The 18,300-nt window shown below is 62.3% G+C and carries 15 protein-coding genes; 3 read left to right on the top strand and 12 right to left on the bottom strand.

Features of this window, described 5'->3' with window-relative positions; genetic code table 11:
* Window positions 1-18: 18 nt before the first annotated feature.
* The 3 genes from CKW37_RS15200 to CKW37_RS15190 all read right to left on the bottom strand — a co-directional run bounded on the left by CKW37_RS15200 (window position 19) and on the right by CKW37_RS15190 (window position 3,257).
* On the bottom strand, window positions 19-807 hold the full coding sequence (locus CKW37_RS15200) for an SDR family NAD(P)-dependent oxidoreductase (RefSeq protein ID WP_095156527.1): 789 nt from the start codon (window positions 805-807) through the stop codon (window positions 19-21).
* 83 nt (window positions 808-890) lie between these two features.
* The gene (locus CKW37_RS15195; RefSeq protein WP_095156526.1) at window positions 891-1,922 is read right to left on the bottom strand and encodes a hypothetical protein; all 1,032 of its coding nucleotides are present in this window, start codon (window positions 1,920-1,922) and stop codon (window positions 891-893) included.
* Window positions 1,923-1,979: 57 nt separating this feature from the next.
* Window positions 1,980-3,257, bottom strand: coding sequence for a cytochrome P450 (locus tag CKW37_RS15190; RefSeq protein ID WP_177454426.1), 1,278 nt, complete (start codon window positions 3,255-3,257; stop codon window positions 1,980-1,982).
* 186 nt (window positions 3,258-3,443) lie between these two features.
* Between CKW37_RS15190 and CKW37_RS15185 the strand changes: the two genes are divergently transcribed.
* A complete protein-coding gene (locus CKW37_RS15185; RefSeq protein WP_095156525.1) occupies window positions 3,444-4,109 on the top strand; it encodes a TetR/AcrR family transcriptional regulator in 666 nt (221 codons plus the stop codon).
* A 47-nt stretch (window positions 4,110-4,156) separates the two neighbouring features.
* Here CKW37_RS15185 and CKW37_RS15180 read toward each other — a convergent pair whose 3' ends face one another.
* From CKW37_RS15180 to CKW37_RS15145, 8 genes are all read right to left on the bottom strand, one after another.
* Window positions 4,157-5,761, bottom strand: a complete 1,605-nt coding sequence (locus tag CKW37_RS15180; RefSeq protein ID WP_095156524.1) for an NAD(P)/FAD-dependent oxidoreductase — start codon at window positions 5,759-5,761, stop codon at window positions 4,157-4,159.
* Between the two features lie 58 nt (window positions 5,762-5,819).
* Complete coding sequence (locus CKW37_RS15175; protein WP_095156523.1) at window positions 5,820-6,641, bottom strand: SDR family NAD(P)-dependent oxidoreductase; 822 nt, start codon at window positions 6,639-6,641, stop codon at window positions 5,820-5,822.
* A 30-nt stretch (window positions 6,642-6,671) separates the two neighbouring features.
* The gene (locus tag CKW37_RS15170; protein ID WP_095156522.1) at window positions 6,672-7,481 is read right to left on the bottom strand and encodes an enoyl-CoA hydratase/isomerase family protein; all 810 of its coding nucleotides are present in this window, start codon (window positions 7,479-7,481) and stop codon (window positions 6,672-6,674) included.
* Window positions 7,478-8,449 carry a lactoylglutathione lyase gene (locus tag CKW37_RS15165; protein WP_095156521.1) on the bottom strand — a complete coding sequence of 324 codons (972 nt, stop codon included), beginning with the start codon at window positions 8,447-8,449 and terminating at the stop codon, window positions 7,478-7,480. Before CKW37_RS15165 ends, CKW37_RS15170 begins: the two co-directional genes overlap by 4 nt.
* 44 nt (window positions 8,450-8,493) lie before the next feature.
* On the bottom strand, window positions 8,494-11,028 hold the full coding sequence (locus CKW37_RS15160; RefSeq protein WP_095156520.1) for an RND family transporter: 2,535 nt from the start codon (window positions 11,026-11,028) through the stop codon (window positions 8,494-8,496).
* Window positions 11,029-11,063: 35 nt separating this feature from the next.
* A complete protein-coding gene (locus CKW37_RS15155; protein ID WP_095156519.1) occupies window positions 11,064-12,185 on the bottom strand; it encodes a YCF48-related protein in 1,122 nt (373 codons plus the stop codon).
* A gap of 132 nt (window positions 12,186-12,317) precedes the next feature.
* On the bottom strand, window positions 12,318-13,682 hold the full coding sequence (locus CKW37_RS15150) for a DUF1329 domain-containing protein (RefSeq protein ID WP_095156518.1): 1,365 nt from the start codon (window positions 13,680-13,682) through the stop codon (window positions 12,318-12,320).
* A 30-nt stretch (window positions 13,683-13,712) separates the two neighbouring features.
* Window positions 13,713-15,368 carry a DUF1302 domain-containing protein gene (locus tag CKW37_RS15145; RefSeq protein ID WP_095156517.1) on the bottom strand — a complete coding sequence of 552 codons (1,656 nt, stop codon included), beginning with the start codon at window positions 15,366-15,368 and terminating at the stop codon, window positions 13,713-13,715.
* A gap of 407 nt (window positions 15,369-15,775) precedes the next feature.
* Between CKW37_RS15145 and CKW37_RS15140 the strand changes: the two genes are divergently transcribed.
* A complete protein-coding gene (locus tag CKW37_RS15140; protein WP_095156516.1) occupies window positions 15,776-16,621 on the top strand; it encodes an SDR family oxidoreductase in 846 nt (281 codons plus the stop codon).
* A gap of 11 nt (window positions 16,622-16,632) precedes the next feature.
* On the top strand, window positions 16,633-17,517 hold the full coding sequence (locus tag CKW37_RS15135; RefSeq protein ID WP_095156515.1) for a DMT family transporter: 885 nt from the start codon (window positions 16,633-16,635) through the stop codon (window positions 17,515-17,517).
* Here CKW37_RS15135 and CKW37_RS15130 read toward each other — a convergent pair.
* The gene (locus tag CKW37_RS15130; protein WP_095156514.1) at window positions 17,514-18,299 is read right to left on the bottom strand and encodes a tyrosine-protein phosphatase; all 786 of its coding nucleotides are present in this window, start codon (window positions 18,297-18,299) and stop codon (window positions 17,514-17,516) included. The two genes, CKW37_RS15135 and CKW37_RS15130, sit on opposite strands and share 4 nt — an antisense overlap.
* Window position 18,300: the final 1 nt, after the last annotated feature.

Genomic DNA, 18,300 nt, shown 5'->3' with positions numbered 1-18,300 from the left:
CGGAGCAGACGCGGCTGGTTACTGGCCTTTGAGGATTTCTTCGACCTTGGGCAGCGCGACCATGGTGGCGCCACCGTCCACCAGCAATGAGGTGCCAGTGATGTAGGACGCCTCGTTGGACGTCAGGAAGAGCACCGCATTGGCAATGTCGGCAGACTCGCCCAGACGCCCGACCGGGAAGTGCGCCGCGAGCTTGTGCGGCAGTTCCTGCCCCAGGGTTTCCAGCATGTGGTCAGTGCCGATAAGGCCGGGCTCGACCACGTTGACCAGAATGTTCATGGCGCCGAATTCCACCGCCAGCCCGCGGGCGAAGGCATTCATGAAGGCTTTGCTGGAGCCGTAGGCGATCAGCCGCGGGGTGTATTTGCGGTTGGCCTCACCTGAGGAGATGAAAATCAGCCGCCCCTTGTCGGGCGCCTTGGACAGGTAGGGCGCGCTGTCCTTGGCCAACCAGAACAGCGACTGGATATTGCTGCGCACGATGTGATCGAACGCGTCATCCGGCATCTCGGCGATCAGCCCGTGGCGAGTATCGGCGGCGCAGTGCACCACGATGTCCAGGCCGCCGAACTGGGCTACACCGCCCTCGACCATCGACCTGATCGCCTCGCGGTCGGCGATGTCGCCACCCACCAGGCTGGCTTCGGCACCCAGTGCACGAATCTGCTCGACGGTGTCTTCACCGTAGCGCGCCGTCCGTGCCGAGACCACCACCCGCGCCCCTTCGCGCGCATAAGCCAGGGCGATCGCCCGGCCCATGCCACGGCCCGCACCGGTTACCAGTACCACTTTGTCGCGAAACTTCATCGCGGTTTCCCATTGTTGTTATTGGTAGAGGATTTTGCTCTGAGGCATGCGCCTGCCCGCTGGGGCAGGCGCACAGTGCCGCCTTACAGATCCTTGCCCGGCACATTACGCGCCGAACCGTTGCGCCGGTCCGATTCGCCCCAGCCGAGCCAGTGCGATGGCTCGCGGATATCGCCCACCCGACGCCAGCGCCCTTCCTGCTGGGCGGTGATCGGGAAGCCGCCGACAAAGTCGATCATCTCGCCCCGCTCGTCCGGCAGGAACTCCCACTCTTCCTTGCCTTCCAGCACGATGCGGGCGGACTTCAGGAAATAGCTGCCGTCCTTGTGCTCGGTCTGGCCTTCGATGTCGGTAGTGACCCGTACTTCGCCCTTTTCATTGTTGAAGAAGGCATAACCGAGGTGGTCGTGGCCGACCATGAACGAGCCGGTATCCCAAGTGCCGTCCTTGTACACGGTGACGAACGACCACCAGATGACATGCTTGTTGTTGTTCACCACCAGGTCTTTCTTGAAGTGGATGGCGCCGCCTTCGGCCATGTAGAACTGGTCCAGCGCCAGAGCACCCTTGACGGGCCGGCCCTCGCACACGCCCGCCACGTCCCACAATTGCGAAACATAGAACGTGCCCCACTCCACACCCGGCAAGTACCACTGCAAACCCGGCCCGAGCAGGCGTCCCTCGATATCGAACAGGCCGTCCTCCTTCCAGGTCAGGCGTTCGCTGCTGGCGGTGATTTCCCAGGCATTACCCGGCTCCCCCGGCTGGCTGGCCCAACGCGCGGTATCACCGTCGAGGCTGTGCACGGGCATGGGTGTCAGCGCCTGCCTGGCCATTTTTTCGTGGTCCATGCGCAGGTTGACCTTGTCGACATGGTTGTTCAGGTAGAAGAACTTGGTCGGGTTCGGCGTGCCGTTAGGGGCCATCAGCGAGCGAACGAAGGAATAGATGTTGCCTTGCTCATCGCGCACCGAGCCGAAGGGCGAACTCTTGCTCAGGTGCAGGCCGAAAAAGCCACGCTCGGCCGACATCGAGGCGCCGCTTACCTTGTGCGGGCCCACCAATTGCTGGAAGCCGAAATCGCCACGCTCTGGAATGGTCTTGAACGTTCTCATGATGCCCTCTGTTGTTTTTGTAAGGCCGTGAAGCTGAATGCTGTTTTTGGCGCTGGATCAGTCCCAGATCACCGGCAACCGGGATACGCCGCGCAGTTGCGCACCGCTGATCACCGGTAGCGGTTGGCTCGGATCCAGGCGCAGGTTGGGGAACAGGTCGAGGATGGCGTTGACCGCGCAACTGATCTCGACCTTGGCAACAAACTGGCCGATGCACATGTGCGGGCCAAAGCCGAAACCGAAGGAAGGCTTGGGCTTGCGATCGATGTCGAACACATCCGGGTTTTCGAAGGCGTCTTCGTCACGGTTGGCCGATACCACCATGCACTGCACGAACGACCCCTTGGGGATCTTCACGCCATGGAACTCGACTTCCTTGGCCGTTTCGCGAACCTTGAATGTCGCCACCGGCTCAAAACGTGTGGTTTCGTCCATCAGTCTGGCGATCAGGCTGCGGTCAGCCTTGACCCGCTCCAGCAGACCTGGCGTAGTCAGCAGCAAGGTCATTACCGAACCGAACATGCGCGTGGTGGTTTCGCCGGCCGCCGGCAGCAACGAGCGGGTGAAGGTGATGACCTCATGGTCGTTAAGCGTGCGCCCCTCGTACTCGGCGCGCAGCAGGCGGCCCACGACGTCATCGCCCTGGCTGCCCTCTTGCCGGCGCTGCACCACCACTTCAGCCAGCGCGTCGTACAACCCCTTGACCGCGATCCCGGCCTGGCGGCGCGCCTCGACCATCTTGTCCGGGTCAATCTGATTGCCCCCCACGATGGCCAACGCCCAGGCTGCGTACTGCTTGTATTTGGACGGGTCATCGGAAGGGAACCCCATCAGCGCGTACATGACGCGAATCGGCAGTTCGAGACCGAACTTCATCAGATCGGCCTTTTTCGCTGGCAACATTGGGAGGATATATTCCTCGCGGATCACCTGGTCGATCTGTGGGCGCCACTTGTTGACGGTTTCAGGCATGAACGCCGGTTGCAGCAGGGCGCGCACTTTACGGTGCTCGTCACCGTCCATGGCCAGGATGATCAGGCCGTCGAAGAACGCGCCCAGGCCTTCAGCGATAAACCCGCTGGTGTAGGTAGCGCCGTCGCGAAGCACCGTCATCACATCCTGGTACTTGAACAACGCATAGGTTGGGCGTGTGCCCTGCTGAGTGCCAGCATTGGTCGGCACCCCGAACTGAGTGATGAAATCGCCCTCGTAAATGGGGGATTTCAGCCGTTGCTCACGGCATACCGCATGTATGTCCAGATCGGTGCCGCGATACATTTCCGACACGGCGTTGTAGGCAGTTGCCAGGTCCAGTGCTGCACTTTCCTTACTCATCAGGATCTCCAGTGTTGTTTTTATTCTTGCCCGCGCGCCGGTATTTCCGCGCTTTACGTAGGATGTCTCGCCTGCCAACCTATGGTATGCGCATGTCTTTTGGCGGGTACCCCGATTCGTTTGACTCGGGGTCAAACGAAGGCAGCCGGCTAAATGCTTCAAGGTGTGAATAACAAGGAGTCCAGGGTGGTAGTCAAAGCAGCAGACGGGGCCGAGCAAGGTAAACGCAGCACGATGAAACGCCTGCTCGCGGCTGCACGTGTGGAGTTCGCGAAAAAAGGCCTGGCCGGGGCACGCGTGGAAGAAATCGCCAGGGAGGCTGGCGTCACCAAACAGCTCGTCTACCACTATTACGGCTCCAAGGAAGGCCTGTTCGTGGCGGTGCTGGACGAGTCGTCCAGCCACATCATGTCCGAGTTGGTGAACCTGGAAGTCGAGCAACTGCCACCACCTGCGGCGTTGCGTGCCGTGCTCAACCACTTCTTCGACCAGTACCGGCTCGATCCCTTCCTGGGCAGCCTCGCACTTGAAGGCATCCGCTATCACGACGCCCACGAAACACCTCGTAATCATTTCCAGGAAATGGCGCCGGCGCTGATTGCAAAGCTTGACGCCATCCTGCGCAGGGGCGCCGCCAGCGGGGATTTTCGCGCAGACATCAACCCGCGCCTGCTGCTGGCCTGTGCCTCGCTGGTGACCACGGGCTGGTTCACCAACCGCTATTCGATGTCGACGCTCGCTGGCCTCGATACCGACTCCGCCGAAGGCATGATCACCTGGCGCCAGTACTCGGCCGACTTCGTCATTGCAAGCCTTTCATTGGGCGCAGAAAACAAAACCGGCAGCGTTTGACGGCGGCCGGCTTCACCTTCCTGCGGCCCCTGCGGGCAGGTTGCGTTTCAGCGACGTGTTTTCTGCAGGTAGCGACTCACCCGCCTGGCCGCCAACCGACCAGCCATGCCATTGACCCCGCCGCCGGGATGAATACCCGCGCTGCCGAGGTACAGCCCTGCCACCGGTAGCGTGTCGCCGCCCAGACCGTGCGCTGGGCGCATGGTGCTGGAGCGCATCGACGTGGTGTCGATGTGCACCACGCAACCGTTCACCGTATTCAGGCGCGCGGTGAAGTCGGGCGCGGCTTCGATGCGGCGGCCGATGATCTGCCCCTCAATGCCATCGACATAGGCGAAGAGTTGCTCGATCACCTGATCGGCCACCTGCTCACGCAGCGCATCCCAGCCTTGGTTCGGGTTGACCGGCATCACCGGCGGATAGATGTACAGCACGTCCTGGCCAGCAGGTGCCTGTGAAGGGTCGGCGGCACTCGGTACGGCGACGGTGATATACGGCAACGTGGGCACCTCGCCACGTGCGCAGGCGGCAAAGTTTTCCAGCACGGCCTCTTCAGTGCCGATCATCAGGCACGTATTGCGCAAATCGACACCGTCGCCGCGCATCGCCTCGAACCGCGGCAGCGAAATCTGCCCACGCAGCGCGACATCCACTTTCAATGGGCCCGAGCCCTTGGCATTGGCCGGGGCCATGGCGATACGCGTCAGCAAGTGCTTGGGGATCTGGCCAGAAGTGACCATCTCCAGCGCCGGCCTGGGGTGGCAGCCGGCAATCACGGCGCGGGCGGAGAACGTGCGGCCGTCGGCCAGTTTCACGCCTTTTACCTGGCCATCCCTGGCCACGATTTCACTGACGCTGGCCGACACCAGCACCTGGCCGCCCAACGCTTCCAGGCGGGCCTGCATGGCATTGCTCAACTGCTGCATGCCGCCCATCACCCGCCCAACGCCGAACCGGTGGAGGAACCCCAGCAATGCGTAGTAGATCCCCCCGCCGTCGGCGGTGATGTCGCCCGCGAGGCCAGTCAGCGCGCACATCGCCGAACGGGTGATCGGGTGCTCGAAACGCTCGCGCGCCGCCTGCAATGCCGAGCCGGTCATCAGCGCCATCAGTTCGGGCTTGAGGGCCTTATGCTTGATCGCCGTGCCCACCATCCGGAGTTTTACCCCAAGGTTGGCCTTGGCCGGATCGACCCGCATCATCGGCAGCGCAATGTCCAGGAACAGGTCGATGACCTTCATGAATTCGAGAAATGCATCGGCGTCCCGCGCGCTGAAACGGCGAATCTCGTCGGCGGTGCGCTCGCGGTCGCGCCAGAAGATCAGCGACTGGCCGTCCGGGTGCAGGTACACATAACCCGGCGCCAGTTCCACCGACTTGAAGCCATATTGCTCCAGGCCAAGCTCCGCCGGCACGTGGGCGTGCACGCGCATAGACATCATGTCCAGTGCGCAAGGGTGCACCAGATGCTGCGGCGCTTCGGGTATCAGGTAGCCCGAGGAGGCCATGCCCCCCACCTTGTCCAGGGCCTCGAGCACCAGCACCTTCTTGCCCTCCATGCCCAGGTAGCAGCCAGCAGACAGGCCATTGGTACCGCCGCCAACCACGATCACATCAAAATCAGTGTTTACTGCGGGTTGCTTCTGGTTCATCACATGCTTCCATGTCGAAGGTCAGCCGGGGCGACGCAGGCACGCGTCGCCAGCCGCGTTACATGCCAGTGCGGCCCATTTGCGCAAACAGCGAACGCATGGCCACCAATGAGGGGGTGTGGGTACTGAAGCCACCATCGGCCACCAGGGTGCTGCCGGTGACGAAGGACGATTCATCGCTGGCCAGGAACGCCACCACATCGGCAATCTGGCGCGGAGTGCCGAGTTCGGCAGTGCAGTGGTTGTCCCGCAGAATATCCAGCAGCGCTGGCGGCATGGCGTGCTCGGAGGGCGCCAGGCCGATCTGTACGGCGTTGCCGCGAATCCCCTGCTTACCGTACTGCGAGGCCACCATGCGCGGCAGCATCATCAGGCCGGCCTTGGAGGTGGCGTAACCGGTCAGGGACATGTCGCCCTGCATACCAAGCCCGGAGGTCGCGAAAATGATCGAGCCCTTGCCCAGCTCCAGCATGGCCGGAATCACGTGCTTGGTGCACAGCACCGCGCCGCGCAGGTTGACGGCGATGGCGCGATCCCAGGCCGCCATGTCGAGGTTGACGAAGTCGCGATCCAACTGGCGCTGCTCTGCATTGAGAATCGCCGCGTTGTTGTGCAGTACGTCGATACGGCCAAACCGCTGCTTCACCTGGGCAACCATCGCCTGGACTTCGCCCTCCGACGAAACATCGGTACGAATCGCCAGCGCCTGATGCCCCTCGCCGAGCAGTGATTCGGCGACGGCCATGGCCCCGTCGAGATTGATATCGACCACTGCGATGCTCGCACCGTGGGAGGCCAGCACACGGGCGCACTCTGCCCCCAACCCGCCACCGGCGCCCGTGATAATGGCCACCCGCCCTGCCAGCTTGCCTGTACTCATGTTGATTTCCTTGTTGTTGTAAAGGGCTCTTCACTCGCCCGTGAAACGCGGCTCACGTCGTTCACTGAAGGCCTGGGCGGCCTCTCGTGCGTCGTGGGTAGGCGCCAGCAACGCAAACAGGTCGAGCTCCAGGTTCAGGCCACTCTTGAGGTCCAGCTCCAGCGCCGCGCGGGCCGCCTGCTTGACGAAAGCCGATGCGGTGGGCGGCTTGCCAGCGATGCGCCGGGCAAAGGCGGTCACCTCCTCCAGCAAGCTGAGGGTGTCAGTGGCCACCCGGCTGACCAGACCGATACGCTGCGCCTGCTCTGCATTCATGCGGTCGCCGGAGAGCAGCATATCCAGCGCCTGGCCCGGCGCGACCACGCGAGACAACCGTTGCGTGCCGCCGCCACCGGGAATCAGCCCCAGGCCGGTTTCCGGTAGCGCGAAAACCGCATTGGGCGCCGCAAAACGAATGTCACAGGCCAGCGCCAGTTCCAACCCACCGCCCATGCAGTAACCATGGATGGCCGCGATCACGGGCTTGGCAACGCCGTCCAGGGCTTCGATCCAGCGCACCTTTTCCATGCGCTGGCGTACTTGCAGGCTGGATTCGGGGCCGCGGCGTTCCTTGATATCGGCACCGGCGCAGAAACCCCGCTCACCTTCACCACGGATCACGATCACGCGAATCTCGGGGTCTTGCTGCAGCAATGCCAATGCCTGTGGCACACCCAGGCGAATCGCGTCATTGATAGCGTTGATCTGGTTTGGCCGTGTCAGCACCACCCAACCGACCCGGGCGTCGCACTCGACGCGTACGGCCTCGTTGATCACCTGCTCGCTCGGCGTTGTGGTCATGCAGGGCACTCCTCGAACTCGAACACCTGACCGTTGAGCTCCCGCGGGTCGACTTTGATCAACGCACGGCCGCCCACCGCCTCGGACGACTCGATCCACTCGAAGCGGGTGCCACGGGCACGCAGGTCGTCGGCCTTGGCGGCAAGGTCATTGACGCCGATACGGATGTAATAAGGGCCAGGTCCCCAGTTGTTGACGTAGTGGCCGGCGTCGGTGTTCCAGTAGGTGGCCTCCAGCACATCCAGGGTGGCGCTGTTGGGCACACTGAAACCCATGCGTGCGCGGCGGTAGCCTTCGCCACGGATATGCTCCACCGGCCCGCTCGGCTCCCAGTCCAGGTTGGTGGAAACCTTGCGCAGGGTTTCATCCAGGTCGCGCACCAGGAAGCCGCGTGCGGTCACACGCACCATGTCGCCGGGCTTGAGGTCGCGTGGCTGAACCGGCGGCAACTGGTAGGTTTCGGACGGCATCTGCAACGGCTCGGTCGGCATGATCTCGATGCACAGGCCGCCGTCCACCGACGGTTGGTAATAGGGCTTCTCGGGGGTCGCACCCAGCCACAGCCGATCAAAGGGCATTTCCGGGGTGCGCTGCGCCATGCGAAACGGCAGGCGACGGCGCATCAGCTTGTCCACCAGCGCGTCGAACTTGTCGCCATGCAGGGCGAGCACGATGGAGTGGGTGAGCATCGGGCGGTGGTGGCCCTGGAAGTCTTTCAAGCTCTCCAGGAAGTCATGGAACAGCGGGTCCCCAGGATTGGGGCGATCCAGGTGCCACTGCGGCTCGATGCGCGTGGGCGACACGGCCAGGGACTTGTGTACACGCAGGAAGTGCGCAATGTACGGGTGATTGTCGAACGCCTGGCGCCAGCGTTCGTGCTTGTAGATACCGAGCTTGTCGACCAGCATTTCCGTCATGGCGTCCGGGTCCGGAACCATCATGTCGGCACTCATCAATAATTCGAACATGTCTCTCTCCTCGAAAGGGTTGGCGAGGCCTGTATCCGGCCTTTTCAGTCAGCGGGCACGCCGCGCACGGCGGACCCGGGCAATGCATGTCGTTTGGCCGCGCTCGTTGGCTTGTCGGGGCGTTGCCGCGAGCGCGCGTCGTCGAGGTCGAGGGTGGCCCCGGCCTTGGCGTTGCGTTTGGGGTTGAGCAGGTAATGCGAAAGGGCCGGGATCAGCACCAGCGCCCCGAGCATGTTCCACAGGAACATGAAGGTCAGCAGGATGCCCATGTCGGCCTGGAATTTGATCGGCGACCAGGCCCAGGTGATCACCCCGGCCGCCATGGTCAGGCCGACCAGCGCGACCACGCGACCGGTGAAGTCAAGCGAGCGACGGTAGGCGACCGCCAGGCTGGCCCCGCGCTCCTGCACCGCCAACTGCACGCTGAGCAGGTACAGCGCGTAATCGACGCCGACGCCGACACCGACCGCAATGACCGGTAGCGTCGCCACCTTCAGGCCGATGCCCAGCCACACCATCAGTGCCTTGCAGATAATCGTGGTCATCAGCAGCGGGATAAGCGCCACAACCGTCGCCCGCCAGCTACGGAACGTCAGCAGGCACAGCAGCGCTGTCGCGCCGTACACCGCCAGGTACATGGTGATGATGCCTTTCTCGACCTCGATGTTGGTCGCGGCCTCGATGCCGGCGTTGCCTGCCGCCAACAGGAACTCAACCGGGTGTTCAGCGCCGGGTACGGTGTTGTTCTCCCTGGCGAACGCTTCCGACACCTTCAGCACTCGGCTCAGGGTGTCTGCCTTGTGATCCGCGAGGTAGGCGATCATCGGCGTCACCGAGCACTGCTGGTTGGTGATGCCGGGCGCCGAGATCATTGCCGCGTCCACCGCCGAGTTGGTGATGGCCTGGTCGCGGCTGATGCTGAGCCATTTCGGGCTGCCCTCGGCCATGCCCGAGCTGATCATGCGCACGGTTTCGGCCAGTGACTGGGTGGTTTGCACACCGGGGGTCTGGTTCAGACGCCAGGCCAGCTTGTCCATGCTTTGCAGGGCCGGATAAAGCCGGCAACTGTCTTCGTCGGTTTTCATGATGACCACGAACTGGTCACTGGACAGGCCGTAATGGCGGGTGATGAAGGCATTGTCGCGGTTGTATCTCGAGTCCGGGCGCAGCTCGGGCGCACCGGGGTCGAGATCGCCTACCTTCAGGTGCATCATCACCGCGCTGCCCAGCACGGTCACCAGCACTGACAAGGCAATCACCGCAGTCGCCATCGGGCGCTCGGTGAAACGGTCCAGGCCGTGCCAGACCCGCCCGAGAAAGCCTCGCCCGGCCTCACCGGCCTGGTCCTTGGCAATCGCGATGCGCGCGGCCTTGGCGCTCACGCCCAGGTAAGACAGCGCCACCGGAATCAACAGCAACTTGGTGAAGATCAGCACCGCCACGCCGATGCTGGTGGTCAGGGCGAGGTCGCGGATCACCGGGATGTCGATGATGACCAACACGGCAAAGCCGACGATGTTGGTCAGCAGCGCCGTGAGCCCGGTGAGAAACAGGCGGCGGAACGTGTAGCGCGCCGCTACGTACTTGTGGGTGCCGCGGCCAATGTCCTGGAGGATGCCGTTCATCTTCTGGGTGCCATGGGAGATGCCGATGGCGAAGATCAGGAACGGCACCAGGATCGAGTACGGGTCCAGGTCGTAGCCCAGCAATTGCATCAGCCCCAGCAGCCAGACCACGCCGGCCACCGCCACGCTCACCAGCAGCAAGGTGCTGCGCAGGCAACGGGTATAGAAGTAGACGAACAGGCCGGCGATCATCACTGAGGCGCCAAAGAACAGCATGACCGAATACAGGCCGTCGATCAGGTCGCCTACCAGCTTGCTGAAACCAACGATGTGGATGCCGACCTTGTCGCTTTCGAGCGAGCGGATCTTGTCTTCAAGCTGTCTGGAGAAGTCGCCATAGTCCAGCGGCTTGCCGGTTTGCGGGTTGGTGTCGAGCAGCGGTGCCACGATCATGCTCGACTTGCTGTCGTTGGCCACCAGGCTACCGGTGATGCCAGCGCGCATGATGTTGCGGCGCAAGGCCTGGATCGCCTGCTCGCTACCGTCGTAGTCCGATGGCATCACTGCCCCGCCATCGATGCCCTCTTCGGTGACTTCCTTCCAGCGCACGATGGGCATCCACAGCGACTTCATCCATGAGCGGTCAACGCCCGGAATCAGGTACAGCGTGTCATTGACCTTCTGCAGGGCCAGCAGATACTCGGCGTCATAGATATCGCCGGTCTTGTTCTCGACCACCACCCGGACACTGTTGCCCAGCCCCGGCAACTGGTTTTTGTAGGCCAGGTAATTCTTGATATAGGGACTGGAGCTGGGAATCATCTTTTCAAAGCTGGCGTTCACCTGAAGCTGTGCCGCAAAGAAGCCCAGCACCACGGTAGCGAGCAGGCAGGCAACGATGACCAACATGCGGTTACGGAAGATCACCCGCTCAAACCAGCCGCCGGAGTTTTTATCGAAGTCCTCCAGATGGGCAATCACTGGCATCCCGCTGTTGAATTTTTGCTCGACCATGTTTTCTTTCTCGTTGGGGAATCGTGCCGACGGCGTCAGTTAGCCCGGGCGATATCGATGACCTTGGCGCCAGCAAAGCGCGCCACCACCAGCCGCCCGTCCTGCTCTGTCGCGCTGGCGGCATACACCTCGCCCACGCGCGCCTGTGCCAGTGGGGTGACGTCCAGAGTGCGGCGATCCACACTGACCAATTGCCCGCCCTGGCTCACCACCACCAGCGCCGTACCTTGCTCCACGACACTGACCAGGCTGGTATCGATGCCGGTTTCAAGCCGTTGCCAGTGCTGGCCGGCGTCGACGCTGGCGAACAGATTGCCGCGCAGCCCATAGGCCAGCAGTAACTGCTCGAAGGCGGCGACGCCGAAATAAGTGCCGGTGTAGGGCGTCTCGATTTTTTCAAAGCGTTGCTGACCAGGCTCAAGGCGCAGCAGTACGCCCTGTTCGCCGCTGATATAGAACGTGCCATTGCGCTCCGCCAGCCCGTACAGGTGCATGCGGCGGGGGTTGTCAGCCCGCTCGAGCCAGGGTTGCCAGGTGCCGCCAGCGTCCTCGCTGTGCAGGATCATGCCGAAGGCGCCCACAGCGAAGCCTCGGCCGCTGGCGTCGAACAGTACGTCCAGCAAAGGCGCGGGTAGCACATCGGGAGTCGCGGAACTGCCCGCGGCACGTTTGACCTCCTGCACCAGGTCACCAGCCTCGGGGTCGCCTTGTTCGGCGCGTTGGCCGTAGACACTGCCGAGCAGGCTCAGCAGCTTGCGTCCGTCCATCTGCACGGCCCAGGTGGCGCCGCCATCGCTGCTATGCAGCACCACGGAGTCGTGGCCGACGATCCAGCCGTTGCGCGCATCACTGAAACGCACCTGGACGAAGTCGCTGGAAACCGGACTGTGGACCTGCTGCCAACTGCTGCCATTGTCACTGGAGCGTTGAATCAAGCCGTGCAGGCCGACACCGACCAGCGTGTTGCCGGCACGTACCACGCTGATCAACGGCGCGGCCAGCGGCTGCCCGAGCGTCTGCGCCGGCACGTCAAGCGGATCGCTGGCGACGGTCGCCGCCTGGGTTGCACCCGCCATCGCCAGCCACAAGGGGATCAGCGCCACGCTCAACACACACGTGCGCCAGGGTTGGGGTCTTGCAAGGCCTTGGCTAATCATTGTTTTTATCCTCACCACGCCAGAGTCGCCCTGCTACCCGACAGCACACCGCACGCTGCCAGGCATCAGGCACAACCTTCTCAACTGCGCGCCGCTTTGCAGGGCGCGCAGGTTACTGCCAGCACACCAGACTCAGCGTTGGGTCTCACGCGCGACGATGGCCTCGGGGTTCATGTCCCGTTCGGTACGTGGCGTGTCGGAGAACTTGTAGCCCCCCTTCAAACCGTCGTTGAGCAGCGCCCACATGCCTTTGTTGAAGTCGTACACAACGTTCTTCACGTTGTACGGCAGGTCCTTGTCGTATAGCTGCACACCGCTGAGGAAGATGGCGCGATACAAGGCGCCGCTTTGGTCCCAGGCGTCATACAGGCCGATACCGAAGGTGTCCTCATCCAGGTAGTAGGTGCGCTTGCTGTAGACGTGGCGCTTGCCCGGCTTGAGCGTCGCCTCCACTACCCATACGCGGTGCAGTTCCCAACGCTCGCACGCGGGGTTGGCATGGTGCTTGAGAAATTGGTCGTCCTGCTTGCACTCGAAGTAGAACTTGTAGGCGTTGTAGGGGATGTACATCTCCTTGCGGCCCACCAGCTTGTAGTCGAAGCGGTCCTGGCTACCCGAGAACATTTGCAGTTCGTCGAACAGCGTCACCCCGCCCTGGCTGGCCACCGGGGTGTCGAAGGAGAACTCGGGCGCAAGCTTCACGCGACGCTGGCCGGGCGAGTAGCTGAAGGCGCGGCGAGCCTTGGTCGCGGGGTCCAGGTAGTCGTTGAGCACGGTGACCTCACCCGAACGGCGCGCCGGATAGTTGTTCAGCGAATACACCCGCGCATACATCATCGGATCACGATCGGCCTGCGTCGGCTGGTAGTAGGGCTGCTCTTCGAAGGTGGCCTGCTCGGCCGCCTTGGTGCGCTGGCCATTGGCGTCCATCACCCAACTGTTGGATGAACTGGTGGTGGAGTAGCCGGGGCCGATCTTGTAACGCAATTGCTGGTTCCAGATCACCTCGTTGCCGGTCTTCGGAATCGGGAACGGCAGCCCGCCCCGGCAGGCAGGGTCAACCGCCAGGCCATCTTTCTGGGTGTTGCAACTGGTCGCATTTCGTACCGTGGCCTCCAGCACCTCTTTGGGATAGGCAGTGGTGCGATGGCTCGGGTAGATATCGAAGTAGTACTCCGGGTACTTCTTGAGGATTTCCTTCTGCCCGTCACTGAGTTTGTCGGCGTATTGCGCCACGTTTTGCGCAGTGATGCGGAACAGGGGCTTCTCGTTGCGGAACGGGTCGGCCCAGAACCCGCTGTCGGGCTTGAAATCCGCCGGCGCAGTGCGAAGCCCGCCGTCATAGGCAGGGATGGTGCCCTCTGCGTTGCCCGCTTTGATCGCGCCGAAGGGGGTCAGGGTCGTACCAAGCTGCGCGGCCTCTTCAGGGCTGACCGCAGCCAGGCTGCAGGTAGCGATGCCGAACAGTGCGAGGGACAAGGCTAATTGTCGTTTCATTCAGGCGGTCTCCGTTTTTATTGGATTTGTTCAGAAGGAGGTTTTGAATGTGAATGCCAGCCAACCACGGTCGGTGTTACCGACGCCACCATTGCCAGCGACGGTGCCATTGGCCAGGTTCTTGGGCTGGGCACGGGTATCGGCGTAGCGCAGACCGAATTCGTACTGTTGCTGGTAGGTGAACTTCACACCGGCCGACCAGGACATCGCGCCTTCACTGCCGCCACCGGCCGTTGCAGCGTTGCCGTGGATGCCGTAGTTGACGGTCAGCGGCACGTCCATGTCCCACGATGGGAAGATGCTCAGGTACTGCGGCGTGTAGTTCACCGCCACCGCATAGTAATCACGCGTCGAGCAGCCATCCGACGCATCGCCGGAGCCGGCCACGCCGGGTGTGCGAGCGTCTGTACAAGCATTGTTGCCCTTGTATTTGAACAGCTCGTCATGCTCGGTGACCTTGACCAGGTGGCTGTAGGCGAACTCGCCGACCAGGGTCGCGTTGTTGGCGATGAAGTTGCGCGGCATGCCGTACACCGCGTTTGCGATGAAATGGATGGTGTCGCCGCGCGGCCCTTCGTCATCCAGTGTGCTGACGCCGGTGGCGTTCAATGCGCCGTTCTTGCGGTACGACAACTCAGTACCCACGGCCACAGAGTCGAACACCCGTGCAAAGCTGACACCGGCAAGCTTCACCCCGCGTGGGTAAACGACGCGGTACTCGCCCAGATTGGCTTTGACCTGCGGCGCGAGCCACGGCTGGTAGTCATCGAACTGGCGGTAGTAGAAGCCGAAGGTCGATTCGATCGCCTCCAGGTTGTACTTGGCCATCACGCCCCAGTTGGCATTGCTGTCACGGCCATATCTGGATGAGCTGCGTTTGAGTGCCCCTGCGCCGGCCGGCATCTGGTCCGGCCCTTCGAACAGGAAGTCCGCGGCGCCGAAGTAGGTGCCGCCGTAAGGAATGCGGGTGTAGTCCCACTCATAGAAATACTGGCCAGCGATGGACAGGTGGTCAGTGACCTGCGCCTTGGCCGACACCTGGCCAATGGGCAGAAATACTTCTTTTGTCTCGATACCTGGGCTGGTGGCGGCTTTTACACCGTCGCTCGGCGCCTGGGAGTAGGAAACGGAGTGGGCACCGAACAACAGGCCCTCACCCCAGTAATTGGTATGGCGGCCGATCTTCACGTTGACCGGAGTGTCGCCCAGTTGAAAGTTCTTCCACACGAATGCATCGAGGATTTCACCCGATGGCCCCCTGACATAGCGCTTGACCTGATCGCTGTAGTGGCCATTTTCGTAGCTGGTCTGGCCGCCCACCTGGCTGTGCACACTGGTGTCACGGTAAGCATGGTCATACCAGCCGGCAGCACTGAGGCGTGCGCCCCACTCGTTCAGGTAGGAGAAGTCCACTTCGCTCAACACATCGAGCCGATTTGTAACGATATCGCCTTTGTCGAACTTGCTGTCGGACTCGTCGGAGGTCGGGGTCCGCATGATCCGGTGATCTTGCCCTTCCATACGCATGCCCAGGTTATAGCGCACGGTGTTGTCCCAACGCAGGCGGTAATCGGGGTTGCTCAGGTCAAACGAAATAGCGTGGGCTCCACTCATCCCGCCGAGCACTGCCAGCGCTACTGCACTGCGGCTAAACACATGCCTTCCAGACTTGGTCATGTCTTTCATACGCCACCTTTTATTTTTATTTTCAGTCGTTTGTGTGAGGTCAAGTGACGGTTGCTGGCGTTGTGAGGCGCCGCTGCCTTGCCGCTTGCCTAAGCGTCTTGGGGTGGTCTTGCCGGCAGGTTTACCGGTGAAGCGCTCCCATGGCCTGGAGGCAAATTAACCGAGAAAAAAAAATAATTCCATATAAAGATTTCAATTCTCTATTCAGAATAATCAGCGTTTTTTTGCCTGCTACTCACGCTTGGCCTCGAAAGGCACGGAAAAACTCACGACCAATACTGCACACAAAAAAGCTTACTGTTCAATTATGTTTTGCTCTGACTGTCTTTTTCCGGTAAACAAGCCACAGAAAGCACCTGCGCTGCACCTGCGCTCAGCCCATAAAAACTACAAGGAGCTCGCCCTGCATGAACATCGACCTCAGCGGAAAACGTGTCATTGTCACGGGCGCCTCACGCGGCATAGGCCTTGCGATAGCCCGTGCCTTCGCCCTGGAAGGCGCCCGCGTGGCGATTTGCGCGCGCAGCCTTGAGGCCGTCCGTGAAGCGGCATCGCAACTTCAGGAAAACGCGCAGGAGGTGCTGGCCCGGGCGGTGGATGTCACAGACACTCAGGGTGTTCAACAATTTGTCGGCGAAGTGGTCCAGGCATGGGGTGGCGTGGACATTCTGGTCAATAACGCCGGCCAGGGACGCGGTGGCAACCTCGAAACCCTTACGCCGGAGGCCATTCTTGAACACGCGAATGTGTTGCAGATGGGGCATTTCCGCTTTGTCCAGGCGGTGGTGCCATTCATGCGTGAACAGCGCTGGGGACGAATCATCGAGATCAATGCCCTGGCCGGCACCGTCCCCACCCCCGATGGCATCCCGTCCGTGATCAACCGAGCGTCATGCATTGCGCTTTCCCGGTCGCTGGGCATGTCGCTGGCCAAGGACAACATCCTCGTCAACAGCCTGAACATGGGCTGGATCGACACCGGCCAGTGGGACCGTCACTACAAGGAAATGGGGCCCGGCGTCAGCCGGGAAGAGTTCGACGCCATGGTCATGAAAGTGGTGCCGATCGGCCGCTACGGCAAACCGGAAGATGTCGCGGGAATGGTGCTGTTCCTTTCCAGCGAATACGCCAGCTTCATCAGCGCAGCGTCGATCGACATTGCCGGGGGCATGGGCGGACAGATTGCCTACTTCCCGACCCTCAAGCGCGATTTTGCCGTCGCCATGGCCGCTCGAAATACCAAAAGCCACTGAGGCGCCCCGTGATGAACGTGCTGTTGCCTGTGCTAGCCACGCTGATCTGGGCCGCCAGCACGGTGGTCAACCGGCTGTCAGTGGGGGTGATCGACCCCGCGGCCATTTCCTTCTATCGCTGGCTGACCGCGTTGCTGGTGTTGTCGCCCGTCCTGCTGCCCAGAGCCTGGAGAATCCGCCGGGCGATACGGCCACACCTGCCCAGGCTCTGGCTGCTGGGCTTGCTTGGCATGTCGCTGTACCAGTCACTGGCCTATTTTGCCGCACATACGGTCAGCGCCACCTCGATGGGACTGATTCTGGCGACCATGCCCTTGCTGACGGTACTGGTAGCGTTCCCACTGCTGAACACCCGCCCGACCCTGCCGCTGCTGGTTGGTGCCGCTATTTCATTCGTCGGGCTGGCGTGGTTACTGGCAGCGGGCGATTTGTCGTCGCTGTGGCAACACGGAGTGGGGCTGGGTGAGGGCCTGATGCTGCTGGCATCACTGTCATACGCCCTGTATTGCGTGTTGGTGAAGCGCTGGCAAATCCCCCTGCCCATCTGGGAAAGCCTCTACGTACAGATACTCTGCGGCACCTTGCTGCTGGTGCCGCCGTTCCTGCTTGCCTCATCGATGACCCTGAGTGCGCAAAGCCTGCCACTGGTCCTGTTTGCCGGGCTGTTCGCTTCAGCGCTGGCACCCGGCCTGTGGATACACGGCCTGCAACGCCTGGGCGCGGAAAAAACCGCCGTGCTGATGAACCTGGTGCCGTTGTTTACTGCGGTCCTGGCGATAGGTCTGCTCGGGGAGACATTGCACCTGTACCACGCGGTAGGCGGCGGCCTGATTCTGCTGGGGATCGCGCTGGCCCAATGGCAACCCGCGCGTCTGCCCGTCAGCACCCGGCCCTAAACCACAAGCAGGCGCTCACGCAGCGCCCGCAGACCCTCGCGATCCAGACCGCTGAAGCGCAGCAGATAACGCTCCAGCCCTCCATATTCGGCCTCTATTACCGCATACGCGGCATTCAGGTATTCGGGCCGGGCATCCAGCACCACATCGATTGCCGCTTCTTGGACCGACTGGCCCACCATACGGCTCACCGCCAGGTGCATGGCCTCCTGGCGCGGTGCATCAAGCTGGCTCAACCGCCGCGCCGAGCGCAGATAGTCCGCCATGATCTGCGCCGGCTCGACCCCGAGCGCATGCAGTACGAGCGCCACGGCCACGCCCGTGCGGTCCTTGCCGGCGGTGCAGTGGATCAACACCGATGCCTTGCGCCCGGCGAGCAGGCTGAACAGCAACGGCATATGCCCCGCCAGCAGACCGGGCAAGCGTCGGTACACCTCCAGCATCATGCCTTGCGCGCCCTCCACAGCCGGGTTTTCGGCCAGCATCGCGGCGATGCCAGGATCCGCCCGCAGGTCGCCACCGATCGGCAAGTGAAACTGGCGCAGGCCCGCACCCGGGAAAGCGCTCGGGTAACACTCGCGCTCGCCCGCACTGCGCAGGTCACACACCGCCTTCAGGCCCAGCCGCTGCAGTACCTGCCAGCTCGCGGCTGTCAGCCGATGCAACTGGTCCGAGCGCAACAGGCTATGGCCTGCGATACGTCGGCCGCAGGGGGTGGACATGCCCGCCAGGCTGCGAAAGTTGTCCACGCCAGGCAAGTGCAGCGTGTGTAGCGTAGTCATG

Origin of the sequence: Pseudomonas sp. Irchel 3E13, assembly GCF_900187455.1 — a bacterium.
Taxonomy (GTDB): domain Bacteria; phylum Pseudomonadota; class Gammaproteobacteria; order Pseudomonadales; family Pseudomonadaceae; genus Aquipseudomonas.
The sequence above is the reverse complement of the archived record's forward strand: the minus strand, read 5'-3'. Positions and strand labels throughout refer to the sequence as shown.

What these genes read in the sequence shown, in the direction of transcription:
- CKW37_RS15200 (WP_095156527.1), bottom strand. Translation starts at nt 807, where the DNA reads ATGAAGTTTCGCGACAAAGTGGTACTGGTAACCGGTGCGGGCCGTGGC.
- CKW37_RS15195 (WP_095156526.1), bottom strand. Translation starts at nt 1,922, where the DNA reads ATGAGAACGTTCAAGACCATTCCAGAGCGTGGCGATTTCGGCTTCCAG.
- CKW37_RS15190 (WP_177454426.1), bottom strand. Translation starts at nt 3,257, where the DNA reads ATGAGTAAGGAAAGTGCAGCACTGGACCTGGCAACTGCCTACAACGCC.
- CKW37_RS15180 (WP_095156524.1), bottom strand. Translation starts at nt 5,761, where the DNA reads ATGAACCAGAAGCAACCCGCAGTAAACACTGATTTTGATGTGATCGTG.
- CKW37_RS15175 (WP_095156523.1), bottom strand. Translation starts at nt 6,641, where the DNA reads ATGAGTACAGGCAAGCTGGCAGGGCGGGTGGCCATTATCACGGGCGCC.
- CKW37_RS15170 (WP_095156522.1), bottom strand. Translation starts at nt 7,481, where the DNA reads ATGACCACAACGCCGAGCGAGCAGGTGATCAACGAGGCCGTACGCGTC.
- CKW37_RS15165 (WP_095156521.1), bottom strand. Translation starts at nt 8,449, where the DNA reads ATGTTCGAATTATTGATGAGTGCCGACATGATGGTTCCGGACCCGGAC.
- CKW37_RS15160 (WP_095156520.1), bottom strand. Translation starts at nt 11,028, where the DNA reads ATGGTCGAGCAAAAATTCAACAGCGGGATGCCAGTGATTGCCCATCTG.
- CKW37_RS15155 (WP_095156519.1), bottom strand. Translation starts at nt 12,185, where the DNA reads ATGATTAGCCAAGGCCTTGCAAGACCCCAACCCTGGCGCACGTGTGTG.
- CKW37_RS15150 (WP_095156518.1), bottom strand. Translation starts at nt 13,682, where the DNA reads ATGAAACGACAATTAGCCTTGTCCCTCGCACTGTTCGGCATCGCTACC.
- CKW37_RS15145 (WP_095156517.1), bottom strand. Translation starts at nt 15,368, where the DNA reads ATGAAAGACATGACCAAGTCTGGAAGGCATGTGTTTAGCCGCAGTGCA.
- CKW37_RS15140 (WP_095156516.1), top strand. Translation starts at nt 15,776, where the DNA reads ATGAACATCGACCTCAGCGGAAAACGTGTCATTGTCACGGGCGCCTCA.
- CKW37_RS15135 (WP_095156515.1), top strand. Translation starts at nt 16,633, where the DNA reads ATGAACGTGCTGTTGCCTGTGCTAGCCACGCTGATCTGGGCCGCCAGC.
- CKW37_RS15130 (WP_095156514.1), bottom strand. Translation starts at nt 18,299, where the DNA reads ATGACTACGCTACACACGCTGCACTTGCCTGGCGTGGACAACTTTCGC.